Below are 25,935 nucleotides of genomic sequence, written 5' to 3'. Positions count from 1 at the left end.
GGCGCCGGCTAGATCGCCCCCAGCTTCTTCTTGTAGTTTTCCACGCCTTGCAGGATGGAGGCGTAGCGGATCTGCGCTTCGCGATTGCTTGCCGTGGCTCGGTTGATCTGATCGGCATAATCCGGGAGCAAACGCTGGGACAGTGGTTCGTAGTCGGCGAAGTTGAACCGGACTTCATCGGCGGTGAGGAATCGGTGGGTTGAGCCAGGAAAGCCGGCGACCATCACAAAATCGCCTTCTTGAACGCCTTCACGGGCTATGGGCAGCCAACTCTTTGGCCGGTAAGGCACATTGTCGCGCGCATAAAGCCGGGAGGAACCGTCAGGAGCGACATAGGCGCGATAGAAGCCGAAGTCGCCCGTGTTGCGCGGCCACATCCAATTGTCCGTTTGAACGCCGAAGTTGCCGATGCCGAGCGCGGGCGCGTAGACGAGGCGCACGTCCTCAATTTCAAGCTTCTGCTGGAGGTAGTAGAAGGCGCCGCCATAATAGGGCCTCACGTCGCAGCGGCGATCGGGCTGTTCTTCACATGCAGCTATTAGCGCGCCTTGCGGTTCGTGTCGAGCTGCTCATGGCGGGCAAGCCGCTCAGCATGTCAGAGACGCCCCTAAGCATCTCGGTGGTCAGATCCCGCGGCCAACCCGGACAACAACCGGCCTCTCAAATCTCCGCAAGGCGGTCATCTCTCCGCCCCCCAAAGGCGATCATGTGTCAAGAGGCCCAGTTCGCTTCTCTGCCGAGCCGAGCGTTCCGCTGCCCTGTATGTCGACAATGCCCTCTTGACCAGCCCCGCGCCAGCCTCGCATGCGTCGCCGCCTAGGCTCGCTCTGCAGACACGTCACGGACTATTGAGAAATCGGTCCATGATCTCGCCGAAAGCTGCCGCCGCCGCGGGTCTCCCGGCTGCATCCTCGGGTGATGCTCGAGTGAGGCCCGGCAACATGAGGACGATCGCTCATTCGGCTCGGCGTTTCGTGCCCATCCACCTTCTCCCACAGGGGAGGCTGGGATGCAGCGCCTTCAAAGTGAGGAACAAATCACCTTCGCCGCGAACCTTTCACATTGTCTCGCCACCACCACCGTCGATGAAGTTTCGGACTCGCGCGGGCCGAATCGGGGATCGGCATCGCAGACCATGCGATCGATCTCGTCCCGACGGTTGCCAAAATTGAAAACGAGGCATAATTGCCCAGACATCCAGCTGCTTCGGAGGCTTGCTATGACTTTTGCTCAATCGGTCGGTGCGTTCTTTCGTCGGCTGAAGTCATTCATCCTGCTTTTCCTGTTGACTCAGTTCCTGGTCAGGCTGGCGCTGTCGCTGGTTTCGGCCAAAGACCTGTCTTTCCATCCGGCCGACTGGCTGGCTCCTTTCTTCACTGGCATCTGGTTCGATATCGTCACGCTGCTTCCAATCCTCGTGGTCTTTCTCCTCTTCCCGCTGCTCCTGCCAGTTTCGTGGGCCGGAAAGCGGTTTGACCGCGCAGTTGGGCTCTCGGGCTTCGCAATCTTCCTGTTTCTGATGGTCGTGCAGGGGGTCAGCGAGTATTTCTTCTGGGACGAATTCACGACGCGCTTCAATTTCATCGCGGTCGACTACCTCGTGTACACGCAGGAAGTGATCCAGAACATCATGGAGAGCTATCCGGTCGTGCCGCTGCTTGCCGGCATCGGCCTGTTGGCGGTCGGCGGGACCTATCTGCTCCGCCGCCAGGTGAAGGCAGGCTTCGCGCCGCATCCGCCGTTCGTGAAGCGGCTGGCGGTCTTTGCGACGATAACGGGAATGGCCGCCGCCGGCGTGTTGGTGACGCCCGATTCGATCACACGGCCGATGCCGAGCGCGATCGCCCGCGAACTCGGGGGCAACGGACTCTATGGTTTGGTTAGCGCCTTCTTCTCGAATGAGATCGATTTCGCGAATTTCTATCGGACCATACCCGAGAAACAGGCGGCCGAACGGACACGCGACCTTTTAGCGGAAGATCACGAGCCGTTCGAAAGCACCGATTTAAACGACATCACGCGTGACATTCGAGCCGAGGGGCCGATGCTGCGCAAGAACGTCATCCTGGTCGGCATGGAAAGCATGAGTGCGGAGTTCATGGGCACATTCGGCAATCCGAAAAGACTGACACCGAACCTTGACCGGCTGGCGTCTGAAGGCCTGCTTTTCACGGAAATGCGGGCGACCGGCACGCGCACCGTGCGCGGGCTTGAAGCGATCGCGCTTTCAGTCCCGCCGACCCCGGGGCAATCGATCCTGCGTCGCCCCGGCAACGACAATCTCTTCACCATTGGCTCTGTGTTCCAGGATTCGGGCTACGATACGCGCTTCCTCTATGGCGGCTACGGCTATTTCGACAACATGAACGCGTTCTTTTCCGGTAATGGCTTCGGTATCGTCGACCGCGCTACGATGGCGGCAGGCAATGTGCATTTCGCCAATGCGTGGGGCGTTGGCGATGAGGATCTCTATGACGAGGTGATCCGCCAAGCCGACGCCTCGGCGAAAGCCGGCAAGAACTTCTTCAGCTTCGTCATGAACACGTCAAACCACCGGCCCTTTACCTATCCAGCTGGCGCCATAGACATCCCATCGCCGGGCGGGCGCGACGGGGCGGTCAAATATTCCGACTACGCGATCGGGGAACTGGTCAAGAAGGCATCGGCGAAACCGTGGTTCAGGGATACCGTTTTTGTCTTTGTCGCCGATCATACGGCGAGCGTCGCAGGCAAGGTGGAGCTCGACATGAACAAATACCACATACCGTGCATCATCTGGTCGCAGGGCTTTGTCGAGCCCCGCCGGATCAACCGGCTGGCGAGCCAGGTGGATATTGCGCCGTCGCTGCTTGCCCTGCTGCAGGCTAGCTATCGCAGCCGCTTTTTCGGCGACGACCTGATCGAAGCGGACGAACCGGAGCGGCCGGTCTACATCTCCAACTACCAGAAGGTGGCCATGATCCTGCATGGCCGCACGACGATCCTCGAGCCCAAGAAGCAAATCGTCCAGATGAAGGGTGAGGAGGTGCAACCTGAAAGGGCCGTCGACCACAACGCGGTCGAAGATACCGTAGCCGTCTATCAATATGCCTCGCACTGGCGCGATATTTCACGCCGCATTCCAAGTGTTCTTGACAACGGCACGCGGGCACTCGGCCGGTCCGGTGTGCATCGCCTGCCAAACCCGAAGCGACGCGCGCCTCCGTCCAGGACCACACCCACCATACCGGTGCCCTAACAAAGCCACCGTGCCACAACGTCTTAGGAATGCCAGGTCTGCTCCGGTGATCGCCAAGAGGTGTGAGGAACTTAACAATCCTTGCAAGACCCTTCGTGGTGGCAACGGCAATGGCCGGAACGGGTCCAGCCTGTCGTGGAAATACGTTGATTTGATAACGTGATTCCCGATCAGCGAGGTGAGTCGGGCTGAAGCGGTTTGTCGGGGGCGAGGATCGCCGGCAAGCGGCACTGCTTCCCGAGTGCCTGGACGATTACGTGACGCAGGACAATCCGGGGTGGCGACGGGTGCATCGTGGATCTGCTACTTTCGCGCGCTCCAGTTTGGGAGACGCAGCACGCGTTGCCCCTGTCGACAAATTGAGCCTCGTGCTGGTGGCGGTGTTCGGAGTGACATTCCTCAAGGAAATCGTTGTCGAACTGGGCAGGGGTTGCCTTGATCGCAACAGGCGCGGTTCTGGTGCGCTACAAAGCTTATTGCTCCGTCTTTAAGATCAGAACAGCCAAAAAAAGGTGGGCAGGTAGCCAGCTACCTGGAAATATTCGATGCCTTCGATGGCTGGAAAGATCGCCAGAAAATAGAGGGCATCGAAGAATGTGCTTCTTAATGCGTTCGTGGAGAACGTGTGCTGATGCTTGTCCTGATGCAGCCACGGCTTGGGCCAGAACCGCGGCGTTCTTGCCACATATGCTTCGAACTCCGAACCAAATTTGTCACGAAGAAACGTCTCTTCCTTTCGGGCAGTCATCCCGAAAACCGCATAGGTGCACCCCCCCAGAGCGGATGCAACGATGAGCGATCCGAACATGAGGCCGATGCCGAATGCTCCGATCGTCGAAAACAGATATAGGGGATTGCGAGTGATCGAGTACGGCCCGCTGACTGCCAACTCGCTGTTCTTCCGCCCCCCGACATAGAGGATGCTCCACAACCTCCCGAGTATGCAGACGAGGATCAGAACAAAACCGATCATCTCGATGACCTCGTGAAGGCTAGATGCTTCATCCCAACCGGGGCGAGAGAATAGCAGCGAGCCAATCGCCGCTATGCTCAAGGCCTGGACGACCAAAAGTCTCTTCCGCTGATTAAATGGTTGCGGGGCAATGGAAGCGGACATCATGGTTCCTTCGACAAAGGCTTTTTCGGGGGCTCGCGCCAAGCAGTGCATCCAATGTCGACCGATCTGTCAGAAATGTGACGCGCTGTCCCTTTTCCTGGCGGCGACTGCTCGGTTTCAATGGCAAGCTCGATAGCCGATTGCGGTAGGCCTGACCCTTGGCAGATCCCTATGTCGGCAGCCCTTTGGAACTTGCCGGAAATTAAGGTCTCGGCGGATAAACCCGCATGGCTTTTGCTGGCAGGAAGACCGATGCGCGGGCGTGGATGGATCAAGGCGTTGCGTCAGGACGAGGCTCGGCAGGTGCGTGCGCGCATTGCGGAACTGGAGCGCGACCTCATAGCGCCCACACCTCAAGGACGCCATCGACGTTTCGAAGCCGGACATGAACTTCGCAATGCGAAGTCCCGCCTGGCGCGTCTCGAGGAATGCATCTCCGGAAATACCGGAGAAACATCGGCGTTAGCGGGAATCTTCGCCGCTCTCAATGCTTGTAGCCGAACATCATCTCTCTGCTGCGGTCAAATCGATCCTCAGAAAATGCGGAAGGGAAGGCGGTCCAGCCAGGGCCGCGAATGGCTGGCCACAGCACCAAGTTCAATCGGCTGTGCAGTCCTGTACAAGGATTCCGAAAGCCACCTGTCGCTCGCGTCCCCTGTGGTTTCACACTGCCCGTCGATAGGTCCAGAGTTGTGCGGGGGGAACATTGCGAACGACGAAATCATAGTGAGAAACGATGTAACGGTCGGGCATTTTGAGCACCGGTGACAGAAGACCGTAGGTGATTTGGATCACAGGTCGCCCGGCGGGGACTCGTGCAAGCAAATCCTCGAGCAGTGTGAGGCGCTGTTGCATCGGAAAGCTCAACATCGGCACTGCGCTTATGACACAATCGAACTTTTCCCGGCGCTCCCCCAGAATTTCTTCCAAGGCAAACGCATTGCCCAAGCGGAAATCCACTCCCGGAAAGCGTCGCACCAGGCCATCATAAAAATCCTTGGAATATTCGACCGAAGTCACCCGATGCGGTTGGATGCCTCTTTCCAGGATGGCCCTGGTGATGACACCCGTCCCGGCACCAAGCTCCAAAACCGGCAATTCAGAATGCGGGTTGACCACACTAGCCATGCGGCGCGCCGCGTGGATCGACGTGGGCATGAGTGCGCCCACGCCTTTCTTATCCTTCTGCCAACATTTGAAGAATTGCACTTCTTCCTCAAGTTTCTTGCCAAGTCGCTCTTTCAATCGAAAGACCATATCCGCTCCCTTCTCCCGATCCGCGTCGGAGCGACTTTTTCTCGAAGTTTCGCTATATAAACAAGCCTGATTCACAGGGATGATTGCCGCGCCGGAGGCGCGAAACGCCCGCGCCGGCTGGCACGCCCTTGTCCACCAGGATCACGTTTTTCTCGCTCAGATGCGCGCCAGTTCTTCCTGTATCGGTCATGGCTCGCGAGCCCCTCTCGGCTCATCGAGCAGCCGTATCTCCGGCTGCACCATCAGCGCCCGCGGGACGCACACAGGTTCTCATCTGCTGCGCGTTTCGCCAGGCGCACAGCAGACAGCGAGGCCGCTACGGCCGCAAAAAACCCGCGACGGCGGCTCGATTCCGGGACCGGTGCGCCATTTTTGGCAGGTGATCTGTGCAAGTGCGTCGCTTGGATCACCCCAGCTATCTCGTGGCCGCCCCATTGCCAAACGTCCTCTTTTCAGCCGGCCGAGCCTCCCAATCGCCGGACCAATGATGACGATCCCCTCTGAATTTTTTGAAGAGCCTGACGGTCTGCGCCGTCTTACCGTTGTTCCGGCTTTGCCATAGCCTTCTCTGCCGCGCAGGCGGCAAAGTGCTATGAATACCGTGTAATGGCCTTGGAAAATACGACGGCTGGACCACAATAATGAGGTTTAGGCTGAAGACTTTTCAGAGAAACCCCCAAAAAGGAAACAGCAGCTCTTCCGGTCCTTACGAGCCCGGCCGTTCCTATCGGCCGGTAATCATCGCAGGCCATAGTGCCTGTCCTTCCACGACCGGAGCCGAAGCGATTTTTCTGCTAGCAGCTTCACGCTGGGTCCTGTTCCAAGCTGAACTCGCTGGCAGGGCGCATAGGGCATCAGGAACCGCTTTTGGCGACGACGTGAGTTGGCGCCGGTCAGAAACACGACCTGCTCTGCAGCGCCCTAAGCCGCCTGTTGTTGGGCGGCGCGTGCTCCGAATGAGCATTCGAGGCGAACAGCGTTTCCTTTGAGTGGCAAATGAATGCTTCCTCCCGTCGATGGAGGACCGGATATGATGTGCAGCTCGGCTGAGTGCCCGCAACCGCGAAGCAGGTATATGGGAGAAATTGCCGTCATCCCATGTGATGGCTAGGGATCGGCGTTCTGCGTTGATTCTGATGTTCAAAGGTATCATGGCGTTTCCTGATCGTGCGGCGCCATTGTAGGAGCCCGTCCTGGTTCGACACGCAATAAATTGCCTGCTGCTGCCGTAGCCAAAAAGAGCGTCCTTGTCTCCCGGGGGCGGGGGGACGCTAAGGCCTCGCACGATTGTTTGAGGATCTCGGAGAGGGCCATTTCGGCGCCTGGCCGCACGGTCATCGCGGACTCGGGGCGGGCCGTTGGAAGCCTCGCTGCGGGAGGTCTCAATTGACAGCCAGCAGGACCGCCTCGCCATCTACCAGTTCCTGCAGGTCACCTATAAGCATCGGCGTCGAACCGTCAGCGCGCCATCAGTCTGGCGTGTGCATGTGGCTTCGGCAGCCTCAGTGCCATCGCCAAGGAGATACGCTTTGCCGAGATGATGATCAGAAAGCGGCTAAGCCCCGAAGTGGAAGCGCTCGCCGACACCGGGATCAGCCTGAAATCCTTGATGGCTTGAGGCAAAGGCACTTTCGCCGACGCAGCCCGTGTGCATTCGCATGTCCGATCTCCAGCAATCCGCCATGCGTCCGCGCTACAGAAATGCGTGCACGATCATCGAAGTTAGGATTGCGTTCAGTCCCATCGCAATTCCCGCAAACAGCCCAGCCACGGGGCTCACGGAATAAGCGCGGGCCGTCCCGATCCCATGGGAAGCCAGGCCCACCGCGAACCCCCTGCAGTGAAATCCTTCACGCGCATAGCATTCATGAGCGGCGCTACAATCACGGCGCCGCAGATTCCGGTGAGGACGACGACAGCGGCGGTCAGGGCAGGATTTCCTCCGAGGCCGGAGGAAACTGCCATTGCAATGGCGGCGGTAGTGGACTTCGGCGCAAGCGATGCGGTGTTCAGCAAGCCCCAACGCGCGGCAGAGGAACACGATCCAACCGCAGTTGCGCTTCCGACAAAAAGTGCGACGGATATCGAAAGAGGTTTGTCTTTACCAAGGAGAGCCTCTCATAGAGCGGAATTCCCAACGCGACCTTGGCAGGACCCAGCAGGAAGTTTATGAACTGGGACCCCTTCGAAGTATCTGCGGTAGTCCACCTTTGCGATGAGCAGGACGAGAACGATCGCGCTGACCGACACCAAGGTCGGATTCAGCAATGGATTGTCGAGAGAGAGTTTCGACAGGCCAACAGCGGCGATCCAGACCGTCAAGGTTGCCGTAAGCCACAAAAGCGGCGACGCGGCGAGGTAGACCCATAGCCCCTCACCCATTGGCACCGCCTCCGACGAGGCGCTTGGCTACGACGAATGCCAGCGCTGTCGTCAACAGCGTAAGCACTGTCGAGCCAAGCACGACTGCGAGTATCGCACCTCCCTGGCCCCGGATCAGATCAATGTGTTGCACGACTCCGACGCCTGCCGGCACGAACAGAATGCCCAGGTTTCCCAGGATCACCGTGGAGACGGAAGCGACCTGACCGCGGATATTGTTGAGGACTCCGAACCTTCTCGCGATTGAAAAGACCGTCGCGATAAGAGCCATCCCAAGGACTGGGCCGGGAACAGATAGCTGCCCTCTGGATCAAGCGTTTCCATTCCAGCGAATTTGCCCTCCGCCAAGCCCGACCTTGTGGGCCAAGATGCTGCCAAATGCCGCGTTACAAAACTACGACAGCGTGTTCTCGAAAACCAGTCCCAAGTTCCACCACTGCCATGGTGCAACACCGTAGCCAACGCCCAACTCTTAATGACGAGCAGAGGCCGCAAGGCGGCCGTTGCCGCAGCGCAGAAAAATAGGTTCGGCGGTCGCCCGATGCGCCGCCACGCCGCGGCGATGCGTTCTTTGGTGCGCTGTGATAACGATAGGCGCTATTGCACGGTCATTCCTGCATAACGGTGCGTTGCAGCCCCGAGCCGGGTTCTTTGCGATTTCCCTGGCCTTTCAACGGAGCGGCATCGCCGACCTCAGCTGGAACGCGTGCGTCGTCATAGAGATCGGCAAGCGTCAGTTTGCTACGGGCAAGAATGTAATCCTCCGGTTTTGGAATCTTTGGGCCGGCATAGCCGACAGGCGCCGCTGGCAGGCCTGCTACTTGCACGACAAGACCGTCTTCCTGAAGTTGCCATTTGGCGGCGTCTATCATCTCCAATAAGGATAAGGACGTGCCATCAGAGTTGATGAATCTTGTTCCGGCGCGAACGAAGCCATCTTCCATTGCTACATCGACCAGCTTGCCTGTCGCCTTCAGTGTCAGTTTGCGCATCAGGTCAATCTTGACGAAAGCGTCACCGCGCGAACCAACCTCGCAGTTGGTCGCCGCGCGAATGAGTCGTCCATCTTTGTCGACAATTGCGCCATCGTCACAAATTATATCCATAATCGGCCGGAAGCGGCCGGCATATTTGCCGTCACCACAAAGAATGCCGGAGATGGTTTCGGAGACGATGCGACGGGATTCGACATGGAAGCCCCGCCGACTGGATTTCCAAGATCTGGTTGTCGAACCGTCTGGCCGATGGTCGAGACGCGGGCATAGGCTTTGCGATCTGCAAAGTGAGATTGCTTCTGATAAGGAAACGGTATTCGTAGGCGGGCGCCACTCCGCTGCTACAACCCCGTCGTTACTTGCGTGATGCCGAAATACATTCGAGTGGCCATGATGTTTGCGCCAGACCCTTATTAATCACTGCAGAGTGCTTCCAGCCCGGAATAGAGCTCCAGCGCTTCCGGGTTGGCCAGCGCCTCCTTGGTCTTCACCGACCGGCCGTGGACGACTTCGCGCACGGCGAGCTCGACGATCTTGCCGGACTTGGTGCGCGGAATGTCGGCGACCTGGATCACTTTGGCCGGTACATGACGCGGTGACGCACCGATACGGATCTTGGTCTTGATCTTGTTTGCGAGATCGGCGTCGAGCGTCAGGCCCGGTTCCAAACGGACGAAGAGGATAACCCGGACGTCGTCGTCCCAGTCCTGGCCGATGCAGATGGCCTCGGCGACTTCATCGAGCTGTTCGACCTGGTTGTAGATCTCGGCGGTACCGATGCGCACGCCGCCGGGATTGAGGGTCGCATCCGAGCGGCCGTGGATGATCAGGCCGCCGTGTTCGGTCCATTCGGCGAAATCGCCCTGGCACCAGATATTGTCGAAGCGCTCGAAATAAGCCGCGCGGTATTTGGCGCCATCAGGGTCGTTCCAGAAACCCACTGGCATGGAGGGGAAGGCTTTGGTGCAGACCAGTTCGCCCTTCTCGCCACGGACCGGTTTGCCTTCATCGTCCCAGATGTCGACTGCGAGGCCGAGGCCCGGCCCCTGGATCTCGCCCTTCCAGACCGGCTTGATCGGATTGCCGAGCACGAAGCAGGAGACGATGTCGGTGCCGCCCGAGATGGAGGCGAGCTGGACGTCCGGCTTGATGCCTTCATAGACGAATGAAAAACCTTCCGGCGAAAGCGGCGAGCCGGTGGAGGTGATCAGGCGCAAGTCGGAGAGATGGTGTGTCTTGAGCGGCTCGATGCCGCCCTTGCGCACCGCATCGATGTATTTGGCCGAGGTGCCGAAGACGGCGAAGCGTTCCTCGGCTGCATAGTCCCACAGGATATTGCCCGAGGGCGCGAAGGGCGAGCCGTCGAACAGGCAGAGCGTGGCGCCGCTCGCCAGACCCGAGGCCAGCCAATTCCACATCATCCAGCCGCAGGTCGTGAAGTAGAAGAGGCGATCACCAGCGCCGACGCCGGAATGGAAGCGGTGTTCCTTCAGGTGTTGCAGCAGCGTGCCGCCGGCAGAATGAATGATGCATTTCGGCACTCCGGTCGTGCCCGAGGAGAACAGGATATAAAGCGGGTGGGCGAACGGCAGCGGCTCGTATTCCACGGGCCTCGCGGTGAAGGGGATGGTCGCGGCATCCATCGTGCGGCCATCGGCGAGCGATGCGGCCAGCGATTCGGCGTCGCCGGCGTAACCCACGACCATGACGGGGCAGCCGAGCTTGGGCGCGACGTTCCGGATCTTGTCGGAGACGTCCTGCAGCTTGCCGTTGTACCAGTAGGCATCGCAGGTGATGAATAGCCCCGGCTCGATCTGGCCGAAGCGGTCGAGCACGCCCTGCTCGCCGAAATCGGGCGAGCAGGACGACCAGATGGCACCAATCGAGGCGGTGGCCAGCATGCAGGCGATTGTCTCCGGCATGTTCGGCATCATGGCCGAGATACGGTCGCCCTTGCCTATGCCCATCGCGCGGAAGGCTTGCTGTAGCTTGGATACGGTGGAATGGAGCTGATCCCAGCTCCAGCGATAGCTCATCTTGTCCTCACCACGGAAGATCAGCGCGTCTTGGGAACCGCGCTTGATCAGGAGGTTTTCAGCGAAGTTCAGGCTGGCGTCGGGGAAGAAGCGAGCCTGGAGCATAACATCGCCGTTGATGAGATCGCGTGGCCCGGGCTGTCCAATCACGCCGCAATAATCCCAGACGGCAGACCAGAAAGTGCCGCGTTCATCGATTGACCATTGATGAAACGCATCATGGTCGGGTAGATCAGCCTTGTAGGTACAGGTGCAGAATTCGCGAAACCTCGTGATTGCGCTCGTGCGAATCTCGTCTGTGCTGGGCTGAAATAAGGGTGAGTCGATCATCGACAAGTTCCTTTGAACCAAATGTTATGCGGCCGCGGTGTAGATAACAGGCCGATGCGTCGCAGGAGCCCAACACCACCAGATTTGGCCTTAGTGCCACTAGGTGCCTTCTCGGCGTTTAACCGAACAAATTAACGCCCGCGTCCCGACAACACGCGAGCGCCTTGATCGCCAACCCGCCAGGATGAACAGAGGTTAGTTGCGCCGCGATAAGCGCGCAGCGCGGCCTCGACACACGTCCTGCATCTCGGGACAACTAGCCTAAGTAGGACGCGATGACGGCAGGATCGTCCCTTATCTCTGCTGCTCGTCCGGACAGTGCAACGCGCCCCTGCTCAACGACGTAGGCATGTTGTGCATACTCAAGCGCAAGCATGGCGTTCTGTTCGACGATCAGCACACCGATCCCGCTTTCGCGCGAATAGTCGCTGATGGCCGAGATGAGCTGCTCTTCGACCATAGGGGCGAGGCCAATGGACGGTTCGTCAAGCAACAGCATCTTCGGTTGCGCCATCAGTGCCCGGCCAAAAGCAAGCATCTGTTGTTCACCGCCGCTCATTCGACCTGCTTGTTGTTTTTGACGGTTGGCGAGCACCGGAAAGAGCTCGAAAATTCGCTCCAGCGTCTTGCGCCGCCTTGTGGGATCAGGCCGAACGGTTGCGCCGAGCAAAAGGTTCTCTAGGACCGACAGTTTCGGAAAAAGCTCACGTCCCTCTGGCACAAGAGAGATGCCCTTGCGCACGATGTCATCTGGTGCAAGCCCATTGAGCTTTGCACCGTCCAATCGGATTTCGCCGGAGGCGAGTTTGGCGAGACCGCAGATAGCATTCATCAGGGTCGTCTTTCCCGCGCCGTTGCTGCCGACGACCGCGGTCACTTGCTCAGTGCTGGCCGTAAAGCTCATCCCATTGAGCGCGCGGACGCCACCATATTCAAGTACCAGATCTTTCGCCTCAAGCATCACTATTCCTCTTCCGACCAAGATACGCCTTAATCACTTCAGGATGACGTCCGATTTCCTCAGGCGTTCCTTCCGCAATGACGCGGCCAAAATTCAAAACGGTGATCCTGTCACACAGACGCATCACCGATTTCATGTCGTGCTCAACGAGCAAAATCGAGATTCCATCTGCTCGCAGTTGTTCAACCCGTGTCGAGACCTCTGCCTTTTCGGTTGCATGCAGCCCTGCCAACGGTTCGTCCAGGAGCAGTATTCGAGGGCGGGTCGCCAGCGCGGTTGCGATGCTTAGTACGCGCCTCAAACCACCTGGAAGGTTCCCAGCAGGCTCATTGGCGCGTGATGCAAGCCCCATCCGCTCCAGTGCCTCGAACGCAGCAATATTGATCTTCGCGGTCTCTCCGGTCGGTATCCATCTCTTAGGGTTCCACGCTGACCCCTGTGCAGCTCGGACGCCGAGCGCCACGGCTTCAAGCAGGGTTCCTGAAGTGTAGACCCTCGTAAGCTGAAATGTTCGAACCAGGCCCAGCCTGGCAATACGATGCGAGGGGAACCCTTCGACGCGAACACCATCCAGGCTGACGTCACCGGCAGAAGGTTTCAAGCTTCCGCTTATTAAATTCATCGTCGTCGACTTGCCCGAGCCATTCGGCCCGATAAGGCCGCGGATTTCGCTCCGTCCGAGCTTGAGCGACACTCCATCTACCGCTTTCAAGCTGCCGAAGATCTTGCTTAAATTATTGATCTCAAGCATTTTTAGTCCTCCAGACCATGCGGCGGCCACGTGCCCATTGTCCGAAGAGTATTGCGATGACGACAAATACGCCCCAGATCATCGGGACGAATTCAGGGACAAATCTGAAGATTTCTTCGATCAGCGTAAGAAACAGCAGTCCGAGAATTGGACCGGAAAAACGGGTCGTGCCACCGATCACACAGGCCGCGACGACCTTGAACATCAGCATCGCATTTATATCCGATGGCGAGACGATGCCGTTGTAAGTGGCGAACAAACCGCCCGATATTCCGGCGCCGAATGAGCCAAGTATGAACGCCAAGGCGCGCAACGCCCAGGCATCGATCCCGATCGACGACGATAGTGCCTCGTCCTCGCCGACAGCCTTGATCTTCAAGCCGGCATCGGAGGCATCCAGTGACGCGTAGAAGATGCCCAACAAGACCAGCACAGCGGCCACCAGGCATAGGAACTCCAGCGTCGACGACGGATTAGGCAGGATTTCAGGCCGCTCGATAAAGGCGATGCCCGATGTGCCGCCAGTGATTTCCCGGAACTGAATGAAGCATTGGCGCAGTGCCTCTCCCGCCGCAAAGGTAGACAGGAAGAAGTAATATTGGCGGGTCCGAAGCACGGGGTAGGACAGCAGCCCTGCAAATAGCGCCGCGAACAATCCTCCTGCGACTATTGCCACCAGCACCGGCAGGTCGAATGGCGGCTTCGAAAGGATTGCAACGGAGTAGCCGCCGATCCCCATGATGGCGATATGAGCGAACGACCAACCTCCCATTGTCGTGATGGTGCGATACGACAGAACCAGGATGGAAGTCATGCCGAAAAGCACGAGGACACCAAGCATATAGTTACTGCCGACGAAGCCCCCGACGACAAGCGCGGCGCCCAGTGCGCACACGGTCATTAAATCGCGTCGGAACGCACTCATTATTCCTTCTCCCCGAACAGGCCAGATGGCTTAACACTCAGGACGAACAGCATGACGGCCGCACTCGTGAGAGCGAGAAAACGTCCGGCACCGAACTGAGACATGAGGGTATCGAGGACACCGAAAATAGCAGCGGCAGCAACCGCGCCCCAGATGTTGCCAATACCGCCAACGATGATGATGATGAACGCCTTCCATAGCGCACCCGCCCCCATGAAGGGAGAGATCTGGCTGATGGGACCCATGGCCGCACCGCATATGCCCGCGATCGATGATCCGAGGATGAGGGTAAGTCGGCCCACCTTCTCGGTTCGTATACCTTGCAAGAGGGCGCCACGCGGATTTTGAGCCACAGCGCGAATGCGCCGGCCTGCCTCGGACCTCATGAGGAATACCCACAGACCGGCTGCTAGCACGGCGGCCGCCCCAATGACGACGAGTCTCGATGCCGGAAGAATGGCGCCGCCGAAGTTCACGACGCCTCGCATCGGCGGGGCGATCGAAAGACCAACGGGCCCAAAGATTTGAACGACAATCGTCTGAATGACATACGACAACGCAAGCGTTGATATGAAAATCGCCAAGGGCTTGTCGCCGAGTGGCACGACCATGGTTCTGTGTAGCACCAGGCCGAGCAGCCCGGTCACCGCCGCCGCAACGATTGCACCGACGGCCCATGCGACTGGACCACCCACCTGGGGTGAGAGAGTCGAAATACAGAGATATGTTGCGTATGCGCCGATCATGAAGAATTCGCCATGGGCGAAATTAATGATTCGCATCACGCCGAAAACCAATGCCAGACCGAGGGCGAAGCAAAGGTAAAAGGACGTGAGCGATAGGCAATTCAGTAAGCTTTGCATCGGGTCAATCACCTGAGAGAGGTCGGAGTAGCCGCGGCACGTCCGCGGCCACCTATGCCGATAAGCCTCACTTTGCCGAGACTTGACCGCCTTCAGAGAGTGCTAGCAGCGCTGCGTCTTTGTGAGCGTTCCACCAGGCAGCAACATCAACGACGGCGGTAACCTTTACACCACCCTTGTCGTCCGTCACGTAGACCGGGAGTGGAGTCATCAGCCAGTTGTTGGCACCGAAGATTTCCGATCCACCCCAGCGCGAAGGTCCGAAAAGCGGCTGATCCACGGTATCGCTTGCGAAAAGCGCGTCGCGCACGCCTGCGCCGGTGGGATCAGAGGACTTCTGAATCCCCGCCTCGATGGTTGTCATCGCTGCGTAGGCGACCGACGCGAGCGCCGACCATTCCTTCTCGCCGAACTTCTCGACGTAGGTCTTATAGAACGCCGACACGCGCGGGCTGAAGTTCGGCTCGGAAGCATCGACGACATAAGCGCTGAAGATCCGGCCAGCTACTTCTGCAGCCGGGACACGTTCCGTTACCAGGCCCATGGTCCAGCCTTCGCTGCCGTAGAGACCCTTGTAGCCCAACTGCTCCATCGCCTCGACGAACAGGGCCTGCTGTCCAGGTGTGAAGCCCAGCTCGACGATAAGGTCGGGATTGGATGCCATTACCGGCGTGGCCAGGCCGAGCATATCCGACGTTGATGCCGGATCGTAGGGCTGCGAGTAAACGATCTCGACGCGATCCAGGTAGGGAGCCAGGCCTGCCTTGTAATAAGCAAGCGCCGCCTGGCCGAAAGAGTGGTCTGCCGTTACGATTGCGACACGCTTGATCTCCGGCCGGCTCTCCAGGAGATGGCTGACAAGGAACATGTATGACGCCGGTGAGCCGGTGACCGAACCGATGAGGAACGGGTACTTCGGGCCGAGATAGCCGGCACCATAGCTTGTTGTCAGAACCTTGTTTTCGGTAGTGATCTCGGCGACCGCCTGGCGTGAAGCAGGTGTAAAGGTCTGGAGAATGAAGCTCACCTTGTCATCAAGAATTGCACGGCGGAAAGCGTTCAGCTCATCACCGGCTGTGTAGCAATTGTTGTCGTAGCCAGTTACCTCGATCTTATGCTTCTTGCCCGTTGCGTCGGCGATACCGCCGTTCGCGTTGAATTCTTCGGCCCAAAGCTGAACACCGCGAGTAATCGGAACGCCCCATTGAGCGCACTCGCCTGCCTGTGGCTGGACCACTCCAACTTTGATCGTATCTTCGGCGGCCGCTGAAGTTCCTAGAGCACCGGCAAGTGCGCCGGCGATCAGCAGACTTGTAAGCACGTTCATTTCACTTCTCCCTGTGTTGAAGTTCCCCTATGTTTCTACCGGAGTATTTCGGTGTTACCGCACACACCCAATGACTGCCCCGAGATTGATCTGCCTGCATCGGACGCGACGAAAACCGCCAGATCCGCAATTTCCTCAGGTTCGATCATTCGACCCAGTGATATTGTCGCGACTTCCTCGGCCTCGATTTCAGCGAGCGGGCGTCCTGTAAGTTCTGCCCGGGCGGACATCACTCGCTCCATGCGCGGCCCACGGACGGACCCGGGAAGGATTGCGTTCACGCGGATGCCGAACTGGCCGACCTCCATCGCGAGCGATTGGGTAAGGCCGATCACGGCCCATTTGGCCGCCGCGTATGGCGTCCTCATCGGCATGCCGAGTCGTCCGGCCGCTGAGGACATGTTGAGGATAACCCCCGACCGCTGCGTCTTCATCCCGGCCATCACACCGCGAATGAACAAGAACTGGGCGGTGAGATTGACATCGACCGTTCGCGCCCACTCCTCGGGCGAGACGTCCTCGATCGCAAGCGTCGGACCGGCAATGCCGGCATTGTTGAAGAGGATGTCCACTCCGCCACCCAATCCCGCGAGCATCGCCTGGAGAGCGGCTGGAACGCTGGCGGGGTCAGCCACATCGCATACGACTGCAGTGGCTTCGGGATATTCCGAGGAGAACGAGCTTACCGAAGCGGGATCAATGTCACAGACTGCGACCCGCGCACCGGCTTCAATCATTTTCTTCGCGACGACCCTACCGATACCGCTGGCACCGGCAGTGATGATTGCGCGCTTGCCAGAAAGAGGGCTCATGCTGCTGCTCCCAATCCAAGGCGATCGCGGGTCGCGGCGGATGACATAATCCGCACACCCATGCGTTCGACGATTTCGTGCGCGCGCTGCACAAGCGCGACGTTCGTCGCCGGAACAGCCCGTTCGAGCCAGATATTGTCTTCGAGACCGACACGCACGTTCCCACCAAGCAGAACAGCCTGGGCGACCATCGGCATCTGCATGCGGCCAACGCCGAATGCGGACCACACAACGTCGGCGCCGCGGGCTGCATCCGCCATGGCCTTGATTGCCGTCGTGGTGGCCGGAGCGCCCCAATTCACGCCTAGGCAAAATTGGATCATTGCAGGGCCGGCGAACACGCCTTCGCCGATGAGCTTCATGACAAAGTCAAGGTGGCCGAGATCGAATACCTCGAGCTCGGGCTTCACACCGTAACCCCGGATCAAAGCCGCACCTTCGCGAATTTGCTCGGGCGTGGAAATGTAGACCAGATTGCCTTCACCGACGTTGTATGAGCCGCAGTCAAGCGTGCAGACGTCGGGTCGCAGCGCCTCGACGTGGAGGAGCCGGGTCTTCTGGTTGACGAGATCTGTGCCAGCGACGGCCTTGGTCGGATACTCGGCGTCGAGAACGAGGTCGCCGCCCATGCCCGCCGTCATGTTGACGATGATGTCCTTGTTGCGGTTACGAACGCGCTCAAGCACTTCTGCATAAAGTTTGACATCGCGACTTCCGTCCGTCGTCTCCGGATCGCGAACATGGACATGGACGATCGCGGCACCGGCTTCGGCGACGGCCAGAACGTCGGCGGCGATCTGTTCAGGCGTCACGGGGACATGCGGGTTCTTCTTGGGGCCTGCTCCGGCGCCGGTCACGGCACAGGTGATAAAGATTTCGTTGTTCATGCTTGTTGTCTCAGCTTGGACGTTTCGTCTGAAAGAATTTCAAGAGTTTTGGGGTCGATCGCCACGCCGTAATCCCGGCGTGCGGCTTCCGCCGAAATGTAGCCGTCGATCACGTCTTCGCGGACACGCTCAGGATTACGGGAGCGCGCAACGCCCCAGCCGCCGCCACCTGTGGACAGGAATTCGAATGCTTCGTTCGGCCCGAATTTGTGGGATGACAGAAGCGGAGAGCGCCAGGTGCCATCCGGCCTCGGGCCACCGATGATCTCGCGGCGCCCATCGCCATATTCCTGCACCAGCACCTGAACGGGACTCATGCTGCCGCCGTTTACGCCGGGGCTTCCCTCGATGGTTCTGGATGTCTCGATCGAAAGCTCGCCGCCATTGAGAAAGCGGAACTTGAACCGCGCGCCCAGACCGCCCCGGTTTTCGCCCGGGCCGCCTGAATCCTGGCGAAGGTCGAAGGCTTCGACGACGACCGGGTAGAGCAGTTCGGCCGCTTCCGCTGGCATGTTGGTGCAGTTGCCCAACGGATCCAGCGTCACGTTCAGCCCATCATTGTATGGCGTTCCGCCCCAGCCGCCCGCCGGGATGTCCGAGAAGACATCAATGCGCCCGCCGGCACCGCGAACCGCAGCAACGAACCAGTTTGCATCGGCGCATGTAGGAGAGATCGCAAGATCGGGGATGGCCTTTGCCACGGCCTGCCAGATCGCGCTCTGTACTTTTCCGGACGTTACGGTGGTGCAGCCGACGACAGGAGCGGGCCAGCGCGCATTAAGCCAGCAGTCATCCGGAAGGCTCAATGTGATTGGCGCAAACATGCCTGCATTCGGCGGCGCGTCGGGCGCCAGGAAGAACTGCAGAGCGGTGTATACGGCGGCGGTCGTGTTCGCGAAGGGCGAATTGATCGCGCCGGCAACCTGGGGATCGCTTCCCGCGAAATCCACGTGCAGGTTTGAGCCCGAGACGGTCAGCTTGACCCGCGCCCAGACCTTGGCATCGGTGATGCCATCGGAATCCGCGTAGTCGGCGCCTTCGTAGACACCATCCGGTATCTTTTCGATTTCTGCGCGAACGATCCGTTCGGTGTAGCGGATCATGTCGTCCATTCCCTGGAGCAGGGTCGCGCGGCCGTATTTGCGCGCGGTAGCCTGGAGTTCATCCTCGGCAGCCAGCAGAGCGCCCATATGGGCTTGCAGGTCGCCGCGGATGTAATGCGGCGTGCGCGTGTTTCGCAGCAGGATTTCGAGAAGGTCCGGATCGACCTCATAGTTGCGATAGAGCTTCAGTGGGGGAAGCCGAAGCCCTTCACCGGCGACGTGCGTTCCAAAGCCCTGGCCACCGGGGCCGCCACCCCCAAGATCCATCCAGTGACCGCGGCTTACCGCGAAACCGATAAGCATGTCTTCATGGAAGACAGGCATGGTCAGCGTCACATCGTTGATGTGGGTGCCGCCGTCATAGGGGTCATTCAGCACCACCACATCACCCGGCCGAAGCGTCTCGATGCCGAACTTCCGCGCCACGGCCTGGACGCTGAAATGCATCGCCGCCAGATGAACGGGGCAGTTTGCAGTCTGACCGACCAGACGCAGCGCGGGGTCATAGATCGCGTTCGAAAAGTCGAGATTTTCCGAAAGGATCGGCGAGAAGGATGACTTCTGCAGAATCACCGTCATGCGGCGGCAAACATGCTCGAACGTGTTGCGAAGCACTTCGAACGTGATTGGGTCGATTGAGGTAACCATTATGACCTCTCCAAGATGCAGTTGCGGGCGGAGTCAAAGCGTGCCACCCAACCCGGTGGAATGACGATGCTGGTGTGCGGATCTTCAATGAGAGCGGGGCCGCTGACCTCGACCGCGCCGGCGGCGTCGTGAACCGGGCTGTCGGTCCAGCCGCCAAACCAGACCTTGCGTTCAGCCTGACGTGGCGAGCCGATCGCGGAACTCGTACTAGATTGCAGAATGCCAGCGGGTGATGGCGCTTCCGCCGTGACTGCCAGTGCGACAATCTCCACGGGGAAATCGTCCGACCGGACACCGAACTCTCTCTTGTGCGCACCGTGGAAGGCCTCAGCCAGGCGATCGAGGTCGCGTCGCTCGATAGCACCCCGGTCCTGCACGACGTCCACTTCGAAAGTCTGACCCGCATACCGCATGCGCATCACGAAGCTAACCTGCACGCCGTCTGCGCTGGCGCCCTGCCCAAGAAGGGCTTCGACGGCTGCATCACCCAGGTTCTTCAAGCGGAGGCCGATTTCGTCGAGCTCCTTGGCGACGAGCGGGGCGTAGTAGAAAACTTCTTCGTCGTGCTTGATTGCCAGTCGCAGCGCTCCATAAGCAGAGGCAACACCGGAGTATCTGGGGACGATGACCGTCGGCGTGCCGAGCGCCTCGGCGACTGCGCACGCGTGCAGCGGTCCTGCTCCGCCAAAACTCGCAAGCGCGAAATCGCGAGGGTCTCGGCCGCGAGATGCAAGGACAAGCTTGACGGCTTGTGCCATAGCCTCGGTCGCGATCCGCAGCATGCCTTCGGCACATTCCTCGATGCTAAGTTTCAACTGAGACGAAACGGTCTCTACGGCTGCGCGAGCCGCTGCGACGTCCAGTTTAAATTTACCCGAAAGATCCGGGCTAATCCTGCCGAGCACCAGATTTGCATCCGTGATCGTCGGCCGCGTTCCACCTCGCCCATAGCAGGCAGGCCCGGGAACCGAACTTGCGGACATGGGGCCGACGCGGAGTGAGCCACCGCTGTCGATCCAGCCGATCGAACCCCCGCCGGCGCCGATTGAACGGATGTCGAGCATCGGCACTGCGACCGGAATGTCGAACTCAATTTCATATTCGCGGGTGATGAGGCCCTCACCATCCTCGACGATGGATGCGTCGAAGCTTGTTCCGCCCATATCGGTGTGAATGATGTTTACCGAGCTGGCCGTACGTGCGATTTCGGACGCATATCCGACGCCGCCTGCAGGCCCCGACTCCACCAGTTCCTCGACACGGAGACGCGCCTGGTTGACGGACATCATCCCGCCATTGCTTTTCAGGATCATGAGATTGCCGGTAAACTCCGCTTCACGGAGCCGGGCCTCAAGACGCTCAAAATAGTCGGCCATCACCGGCAGGATCGTGGCTCTCACTGAAGCCAACGTGAAGCGCGTGTGCTCTCGGAACACCGGCTTGACATCCGCCGAAGGAATTGCCCGCACGCCGGGCAATGCGGCTGTGATGATTTCGGCGACCTTGCGCTCATTTGCCGGGTTCGCGTAGGAGTTGATCAGGCAGATAGCCACGGATTGGATGCCGGCTGCAGCGATGGCCTCGATAATGGGCTGAAGCTCTGCAGCATCAATCTCCTTCTCAACCTTCCCGAACGCAGTGGTTCTTTCGTTGATCGTGTAGCGATGCCGACGACGGATCAGGGGCTTAGGCTTGGTTTGATAGGGCCGATAAAGATGTTCGCGGTGCATTCGGCCGATTTCGAGCACGTCGCGAAAGCCCTCCGTGGTGATCATCGCAGCATCCGGGAAGGTGCGCTCGATCAGTGCGTTGGTCGCCGTCGTGGTGCCGTGGACAAGCAGCTCAATCTGGTTCGGTGCGATGCTGGCGTTTGCAATGACGTTCAAGACGCCACGCGACCTTTCCTCAGGGGTCGTCAGAACTTTACCGGTTCGCTCTTCGCCGGTCGCACTGTTGACCGCGAAGAGGTCCGTGAAAGTTCCTCCCACATCGATACCAACCTTCCACATACCAGTTACCCTTTTATTGATCGTTGATCAAAGAATTGCCGGCAAAACAGATTTGTGTCAACCCCTATGTCGACGCGATATCCACCACACAGAGCCTAACCATTTTTGATCGTTGATCAAATAAATTATTTTCGCTATGCTCACATCCGTGTCAGGCAGATCGGGAGTGAAAATGCCAGCGACCAAATTTCCCGTGCTTCGGCCGCGGCCAAGAAACTCAGATTTGGAACATGTTTATGCGGAGCTAACTCGTTCAATCATGATGGCCGAGTTTGCACCTGGTCAGAAGTTGAAGCTCGACGACTTGGCCACCGCATTCGGCACAAGTCATATGCCGGTTCGAGAGGCGCTCAATAGACTTGTCATGGCTCGCGCGCTGCAGTCCGAAACGAGGCGAACTCCCTTCATTCCCGAAGCCAGCGTTGGGCGCCTTCGCAATCTACTTACCCTTCGAACAGATCTTGAAGGCAAGGCGGTGGCGATGACGGTCGAACGCGGCGAGAACGGGCTTGCCGATCAGCTGGCCCAAATAAATGCCCGGATGGATATTGAAGCGGAGCGTGGCGCACTAGGAACGCGGACGTATTTACAACTAAATCACAAGTTTCATTTTTCGCTGTATGAACGATGCGGAAATCCTGAACTTGTGAATCTTATTGAATTGCTTTGGATGCGTTATGGGCCGTTGTTGAGCCTGTTGAAGGCGACTCCAATGTCGTTTTCAGGGCATCGGCATCACGCAGACATAATTGCCGCCGTGAGATCGGGCGACAGCACTACAGCTGTTCAGAGCCTGGTCGCCGACCTGCAGGAAGCTGGAGACGCTATCGCGACAGCTTTGTCTACAAAAATACACAAAGCGCACAGCTCTAGCTCGAGCGCACCATGACACTGGAACCGCAATTCCTGGGCTGCGCATTGATTCCAAATGGACGAAACGAAGATGGCAGAATTGGAAAACGACCCGCGCGTTGCGAGGGCGGTGCTTGGTGGTGAATGATATGGATCAAAGCTGGTAGCGAGCGACCCGCGACCTCCGCGTCGGGCGACTCTAAGTGCGGGGCCCAGGCATTCCGATGCGGGCCGTCGCTCATTTGGCCTCGCGAGGTTCCGTTCACGCTGCCTGCTGCCGCTGTTTCGGTTGGGCATTGCTTCTCGGGTAACTCGGAGCAGTAGCTCCAGAAGGGAGAGTGGGCGCGATTCAAACTGAAACTAGCGTCTTCGCGGCCCATAGCCAATACAGCTGTATCGAAGTGAATACCCAAGCATGGGTTGTCCCGACGATGCGACACTTTCCGCCAACTCTTAGTGAGGTATATTTTGACTGACGAGATCGATAGTTTTATTGGCGTCGCGCAGCCATGGATGTGCGACGAGTTTGGTCATATGAACCGCCGATTTTACGCGGCCATGTTTGACGACGCTACATTGGTCGTGCTGCGGTTCTTGGATGTTGATGACCGCCAAGACTCCCTTGGATGGGCGGATGTCAGGACCGAGACCGATTTTCGCGCAGAGGTAAGTGCGGGGACCATTCTTAAAATCCGATCCTCCGTCACAAAGATCGGCAAAAGTTCGCTTACCATCCGGCATGTCATGGTGAATTCGTCCAACGGTGAGACCGCTGCCGTGGAGAGCTGCGTATCAGTTCGATTCGACCTTCAACAGCGCAGGTCAAGCGAGCTCGGTAGGGCAGTTATCGCGCGAGCAGAGTCGGTATTTGCCGCTTAGTCGGCTACGCTGCGCAAAAAAATAGCGGTCTGGCCCCGACGTCCAGCGTCTCTACTGCAAATTGGTTGGTTCAAACTATCCTCAATGTCATAAAATTTGCATTCATGACATTACTCGATCAAGCGTGGCGCGCCAGTCCTCGACAGGGTTCGCTCGTCCCAATCCGGGTCGTAGATCAGCGGATCCCGCTCGGGCACCGCTTCCGATCGAGGTAGCCGTTCGACTACCACACCTTCGAGGACCGCATTCGAGCGCGCATGCAAGGCGTCGATCGCCGCGAACTCTTCGGGCAGCGGATCCGGCTCGTCGCCTCGATTGGCTCATCGGGGTCCAGCTCCGGCGCGGATGTCCCCACGCCGGCATCATCGACGCCGCCTGCGAGGCTTGGCAGAAGCTCATCGCCCAACCCGAAACAATCACATCAATCGGAATGCGAAAGTGGGCTCACGTCGGTCGAGCTTCATGACCGTTGGTATAAATCCCCAACAGGACGCGCAACTTATCCAGCATCATCCGTTCGTTCATCCGGTTGTTCGCCCCTTGCAAACCCTACCCAGCCAACTCGGTGCTTGGAAGACCCACCACACTCCCGTCCTGGCCGGGGCGCATCCTGCGAATGGCGCAAGCCCTCAGCTTCGCCACCTAAACGTATAACTCTAGCTTAATGAATTCGTAATATAAATTAACAAACTCAAACTCGTTCCCCAGAAAATATCATGATAGAAATGCGACCTAGGTTAGGGGAGGCGACGGGATATGACCGCTTTTGCCGATCTCGAACTTATCGCTCTATCTTCTCGTTCACGTGGATTTTTCACCGATGTTGAGTTACATGTTCCCGGGCTCCCCAATGCGATCTTGGTGCGTGGCAGGTTTGATCTCGAGAGCTATACGGATGACCTGTTCAACCTGCTGGCGTTGCACTGCCCTGCCAGTCTGTCCGCAGCGGTGGCCATACGCCGTGCTGAGTTTTTAGCCGGGCGAGCGATGGCACACGCGGCATTGCGGGCGCTGGGTCAAGCCGCTACTGAGATTCCAATCGGCCTAGGCGGGGCTCCACTCTGGCCTTCCTCTTCCGCTGGATCGATAAGCCATACGCGTGGGCATTGCGCTTGTTTCGCCATCGCCAATGCGAACTGGCGAGCAGGTGTCGACGTTGAGGCGCTGGCCAGCGGTCATGCTCTGGATGCGATCCTAAACATGACCACCAATGAGGATGAGCGCGCCTTGATCGCTCGACAAGTGGTCCTCTCTCCAGACTGGCTGGCGAGCCTAGTTTTTTCGGGCAAAGAGACACTTTTCAAAGCGCTCTATCCTGTGGCAAGGCGCTTTTTCGGATTCGACTGTGCAGAGTTACGAACGACGCCTCGAAACGGGCAACTACGACTGCATCTGACAAAAACTATCTGTCCAGAATTGCTCGAGGGCCAGCACTATGACATTCGCTTTAGCATCGCTGCTGGCCATGTGTTGACCTGGTTGGCAGTAACACCCCAGCATATGTCAATGTAGCGGCTCCTGGCGGATACATCGTTAAGGCTGCCGAAGCTTCGGAACCAGGGCGCTGGAGATGGCGGCTGGCCCTGGGTCGTCGTGGCCGGAAATCTCGGCGGCAGGTGCCCTGCCAAGTGGTTTGCGATGCGCGCACTTCGGGCGTGGACCAGCGGATCAGGGCTCGGGTGGGCTGGTGCCCCGCCGTTTTCATGCAGCGCGTGAGACGTGTTCACAGGGCGTTCGAGGCACCGGTTTTGGAGATCATGCCAAATGGCGACAAAAGGCTCGAAGTACGAAATACCACCATTGAAGGCTTCCCCAAGTTCGACGATTGAGCATGTCTATGCCGAACTGAAGGACGCACTGATGTCCGGGGAATTTTCGCCCGGGCAGCCGATGCGTCTCAAGGAACTGGCTGTCGCATTCGGCACCAGCCATATGCCAATCCGCGAGTCGCTCAACCGGCTTAGCGGCATCGACATACTCGAACGGGCGCCGCGTCAGTCCGCGCGCGTTCCAATGATCACTGCTGAAGGCCTCCGCGATCTTCTGGAAGTGCGCCTTCTGAATGAACGGCAGGCCATAGTCTGGGGTGTGAAGAAATCTGCCGGGAAGAGCCTAAACTATCTCAGAGAAATCAATGAGAAGATGGAACTGCTCAATATGGAGAAGAACGCTGACGTAAAAAAGTATCTGAAGCTCAATCAACTGTTTCATTTCGCAGTTTACAATCTCTCTGAAAACAAGGTCTTGATGAACACAATCGAGGCGCATTGGCTACAGGCGGGCCGAGTCCTCGGCCTCAGGCGAAATGAAACGAGAGTTGTTCCGGGCCACCATAATCATCGCGAAATCATTGACCAGTTGGAGAAGGGCAATGGCTTGGCAGCCGCCGACGCCCTCGAACGCAACATCATGGAAGCGCATGAGCAGATTTTTGCGATTCTTGAAAAGTCCGACCTGACAGATCGTGCGGGAAATCGGGTCCCTGCCTAGAGCACGTCCCGTGATCGATGAATCGATTGTGATGTGACGACGAGCTTCTCCGGTGATTCAACATCCACCTTGA

19 protein-coding genes and 3 pseudogenes are annotated in these 25,935 nt (G+C 58.5%); 6 read left to right on the top strand and 16 right to left on the bottom strand.

Going from position 1 to position 25,935, the window contains the following annotated elements; translation table 11 throughout:
* Positions 1 to 8: 8 nt before the first annotated feature.
* A complete protein-coding gene (locus AC0L25_RS27080; protein WP_473598314.1) occupies positions 9 to 500 on the bottom strand; it encodes a S46 family peptidase in 492 nt (163 codons plus the stop codon).
* Positions 501 to 1,219: 719 nt separating this feature from the next.
* Between AC0L25_RS27080 and AC0L25_RS27075 the strand changes: the two genes are divergently transcribed.
* Positions 1,220 to 3,238 (top strand): LTA synthase family protein, encoded by a 2,019-nt coding sequence (locus tag AC0L25_RS27075; protein ID WP_473598313.1) that lies wholly within the window; start codon positions 1,220 to 1,222, stop codon positions 3,236 to 3,238.
* Between the two features lie 271 nt (positions 3,239 to 3,509).
* Positions 3,510 to 3,709, top strand: a pseudogene (locus tag AC0L25_RS27070) (EamA family transporter); the annotation flags it as partial.
* Positions 3,710 to 3,731: 22 nt separating this feature from the next.
* On the opposite strand, the gene AC0L25_RS27065 reads toward AC0L25_RS27070, so the two are convergent.
* From AC0L25_RS27065 to AC0L25_RS26995, 15 genes and pseudogenes are all read right to left on the bottom strand, one after another.
* The gene (locus tag AC0L25_RS27065; protein ID WP_473598312.1) at positions 3,732 to 4,397 is read right to left on the bottom strand and encodes a methyltransferase family protein; all 666 of its coding nucleotides are present in this window, start codon (positions 4,395 to 4,397) and stop codon (positions 3,732 to 3,734) included.
* 621 nt (positions 4,398 to 5,018) lie between these two features.
* On the bottom strand, positions 5,019 to 5,612 hold the full coding sequence (gene pmtA, locus AC0L25_RS27060) for a phospholipid N-methyltransferase PmtA (protein WP_292269697.1): 594 nt from the start codon (positions 5,610 to 5,612) through the stop codon (positions 5,019 to 5,021).
* A 1,693-nt stretch (positions 5,613 to 7,305) separates the two neighbouring features.
* Positions 7,306 to 7,994: pseudogene (locus tag AC0L25_RS27055) on the bottom strand (LrgB family protein).
* A pseudogene (locus AC0L25_RS27050) lies at positions 7,987 to 8,283 on the bottom strand (CidA/LrgA family protein); the annotation flags it as partial. The pseudogenes AC0L25_RS27050 and AC0L25_RS27055, both read right to left, overlap by 8 nt.
* Before the next feature lie 319 nt (positions 8,284 to 8,602).
* The gene (locus tag AC0L25_RS27045; protein ID WP_473598311.1) at positions 8,603 to 8,986 is read right to left on the bottom strand and encodes a hypothetical protein; all 384 of its coding nucleotides are present in this window, start codon (positions 8,984 to 8,986) and stop codon (positions 8,603 to 8,605) included.
* 416 nt (positions 8,987 to 9,402) lie between these two features.
* Positions 9,403 to 11,355 carry an acetoacetate--CoA ligase gene (locus AC0L25_RS27040; RefSeq protein WP_473598310.1) on the bottom strand — a complete coding sequence of 651 codons (1,953 nt, stop codon included), beginning with the start codon at positions 11,353 to 11,355 and terminating at the stop codon, positions 9,403 to 9,405.
* Positions 11,356 to 11,611: 256 nt separating this feature from the next.
* The gene (locus AC0L25_RS27035; protein ID WP_473598309.1) at positions 11,612 to 12,316 is read right to left on the bottom strand and encodes an ABC transporter ATP-binding protein; all 705 of its coding nucleotides are present in this window, start codon (positions 12,314 to 12,316) and stop codon (positions 11,612 to 11,614) included.
* A complete protein-coding gene (locus tag AC0L25_RS27030) occupies positions 12,309 to 13,067 on the bottom strand; it encodes an ABC transporter ATP-binding protein (protein WP_473494809.1) in 759 nt (252 codons plus the stop codon). Before AC0L25_RS27030 ends, AC0L25_RS27035 begins: the two co-directional genes overlap by 8 nt.
* Positions 13,060 to 13,992, bottom strand: coding sequence for a branched-chain amino acid ABC transporter permease (locus AC0L25_RS27025; protein ID WP_473598308.1), 933 nt, complete (start codon positions 13,990 to 13,992; stop codon positions 13,060 to 13,062). The genes AC0L25_RS27030 and AC0L25_RS27025 overlap by 8 nt, the downstream gene beginning before the upstream one ends.
* Positions 13,992 to 14,855, bottom strand: coding sequence for a branched-chain amino acid ABC transporter permease (locus AC0L25_RS27020; protein ID WP_473598307.1), 864 nt, complete (start codon positions 14,853 to 14,855; stop codon positions 13,992 to 13,994). The genes AC0L25_RS27025 and AC0L25_RS27020 overlap by 1 nt, the downstream gene beginning before the upstream one ends.
* A gap of 67 nt (positions 14,856 to 14,922) precedes the next feature.
* A complete protein-coding gene (locus tag AC0L25_RS27015) occupies positions 14,923 to 16,182 on the bottom strand; it encodes an ABC transporter substrate-binding protein (RefSeq protein WP_473598306.1) in 1,260 nt (419 codons plus the stop codon).
* A gap of 35 nt (positions 16,183 to 16,217) precedes the next feature.
* Positions 16,218 to 16,994, bottom strand: a complete 777-nt coding sequence (locus tag AC0L25_RS27010) for an SDR family oxidoreductase (protein WP_473598305.1) — start codon at positions 16,992 to 16,994, stop codon at positions 16,218 to 16,220.
* The gene (locus tag AC0L25_RS27005; RefSeq protein WP_473598304.1) at positions 16,991 to 17,881 is read right to left on the bottom strand and encodes a beta-keto acid cleavage family enzyme; all 891 of its coding nucleotides are present in this window, start codon (positions 17,879 to 17,881) and stop codon (positions 16,991 to 16,993) included. The genes AC0L25_RS27010 and AC0L25_RS27005 overlap by 4 nt, the downstream gene beginning before the upstream one ends.
* Positions 17,878 to 19,563, bottom strand: coding sequence for a hydantoinase B/oxoprolinase family protein (locus AC0L25_RS27000; RefSeq protein WP_473598319.1), 1,686 nt, complete (start codon positions 19,561 to 19,563; stop codon positions 17,878 to 17,880). Before AC0L25_RS27000 ends, AC0L25_RS27005 begins: the two co-directional genes overlap by 4 nt.
* A 68-nt stretch (positions 19,564 to 19,631) precedes the next feature.
* Positions 19,632 to 21,641, bottom strand: coding sequence for a hydantoinase/oxoprolinase family protein (locus tag AC0L25_RS26995; RefSeq protein WP_473598303.1), 2,010 nt, complete (start codon positions 21,639 to 21,641; stop codon positions 19,632 to 19,634).
* A gap of 172 nt (positions 21,642 to 21,813) precedes the next feature.
* On the opposite strand from AC0L25_RS26995, the gene AC0L25_RS26990 reads away from it, so the two are divergent.
* From AC0L25_RS26990 to AC0L25_RS26975, 4 genes are all read left to right on the top strand, one after another.
* Positions 21,814 to 22,530: a GntR family transcriptional regulator gene (locus AC0L25_RS26990; protein ID WP_473494801.1), complete on the top strand. Its 717-nt coding sequence runs from the start codon at positions 21,814 to 21,816 to the stop codon at positions 22,528 to 22,530.
* Positions 22,531 to 22,961: 431 nt separating this feature from the next.
* On the top strand, positions 22,962 to 23,372 hold the full coding sequence (locus AC0L25_RS26985) for an acyl-CoA thioesterase (protein WP_473598302.1): 411 nt from the start codon (positions 22,962 to 22,964) through the stop codon (positions 23,370 to 23,372).
* A 756-nt stretch (positions 23,373 to 24,128) separates the two neighbouring features.
* A complete protein-coding gene (locus tag AC0L25_RS26980; protein ID WP_473598301.1) occupies positions 24,129 to 24,884 on the top strand; it encodes a 4'-phosphopantetheinyl transferase family protein in 756 nt (251 codons plus the stop codon).
* Between the two features lie 252 nt (positions 24,885 to 25,136).
* Positions 25,137 to 25,862: a GntR family transcriptional regulator gene (locus tag AC0L25_RS26975; protein ID WP_473494798.1), complete on the top strand. Its 726-nt coding sequence runs from the start codon at positions 25,137 to 25,139 to the stop codon at positions 25,860 to 25,862.
* Positions 25,863 to 25,935 lie beyond the last annotated feature (73 nt).

The organism is Mesorhizobium sp. WSM4813 (genome assembly GCF_055811555.1).
Note: the sequence above shows the minus strand (reverse complement) of the source record. Positions and strands in the feature narration are given on the sequence as shown.

Coding starts and splice junctions, on each gene's coding strand:
- AC0L25_RS27075 (WP_473598313.1), top strand. CDS start 1,220: ATGACTTTTGCTCAATCGGTCGGTGCGTTCTTTCGTCGGCTGAAGTCA.
- pmtA (WP_292269697.1), bottom strand. CDS start 5,612: ATGGTCTTTCGATTGAAAGAGCGACTTGGCAAGAAACTTGAGGAAGAA.
- AC0L25_RS27045 (WP_473598311.1), bottom strand. CDS start 8,986: ATGCGCAAACTGACACTGAAGGCGACAGGCAAGCTGGTCGATGTAGCA.
- AC0L25_RS27040 (WP_473598310.1), bottom strand. CDS start 11,355: ATGATCGACTCACCCTTATTTCAGCCCAGCACAGACGAGATTCGCACG.
- AC0L25_RS27035 (WP_473598309.1), bottom strand. CDS start 12,316: ATGCTTGAGGCGAAAGATCTGGTACTTGAATATGGTGGCGTCCGCGCG.
- AC0L25_RS27030 (WP_473494809.1), bottom strand. CDS start 13,067: ATGCTTGAGATCAATAATTTAAGCAAGATCTTCGGCAGCTTGAAAGCG.
- AC0L25_RS27025 (WP_473598308.1), bottom strand. CDS start 13,992: ATGAGTGCGTTCCGACGCGATTTAATGACCGTGTGCGCACTGGGCGCC.
- AC0L25_RS27020 (WP_473598307.1), bottom strand. CDS start 14,855: ATGCAAAGCTTACTGAATTGCCTATCGCTCACGTCCTTTTACCTTTGC.
- AC0L25_RS27015 (WP_473598306.1), bottom strand. CDS start 16,182: ATGAACGTGCTTACAAGTCTGCTGATCGCCGGCGCACTTGCCGGTGCT.
- AC0L25_RS27010 (WP_473598305.1), bottom strand. CDS start 16,994: ATGAGCCCTCTTTCTGGCAAGCGCGCAATCATCACTGCCGGTGCCAGC.
- AC0L25_RS27005 (WP_473598304.1), bottom strand. CDS start 17,881: ATGAACAACGAAATCTTTATCACCTGTGCCGTGACCGGCGCCGGAGCA.
- AC0L25_RS27000 (WP_473598319.1), bottom strand. CDS start 19,563: ATGACGGTGATTCTGCAGAAGTCATCCTTCTCGCCGATCCTTTCGGAA.
- AC0L25_RS26995 (WP_473598303.1), bottom strand. CDS start 21,641: ATGTGGAAGGTTGGTATCGATGTGGGAGGAACTTTCACGGACCTCTTC.
- AC0L25_RS26990 (WP_473494801.1), top strand. CDS start 21,814: ATGCCAGCGACCAAATTTCCCGTGCTTCGGCCGCGGCCAAGAAACTCA.
- AC0L25_RS26980 (WP_473598301.1), top strand. CDS start 24,129: ATGACCGCTTTTGCCGATCTCGAACTTATCGCTCTATCTTCTCGTTCA.
- AC0L25_RS26975 (WP_473494798.1), top strand. CDS start 25,137: ATGGCGACAAAAGGCTCGAAGTACGAAATACCACCATTGAAGGCTTCC.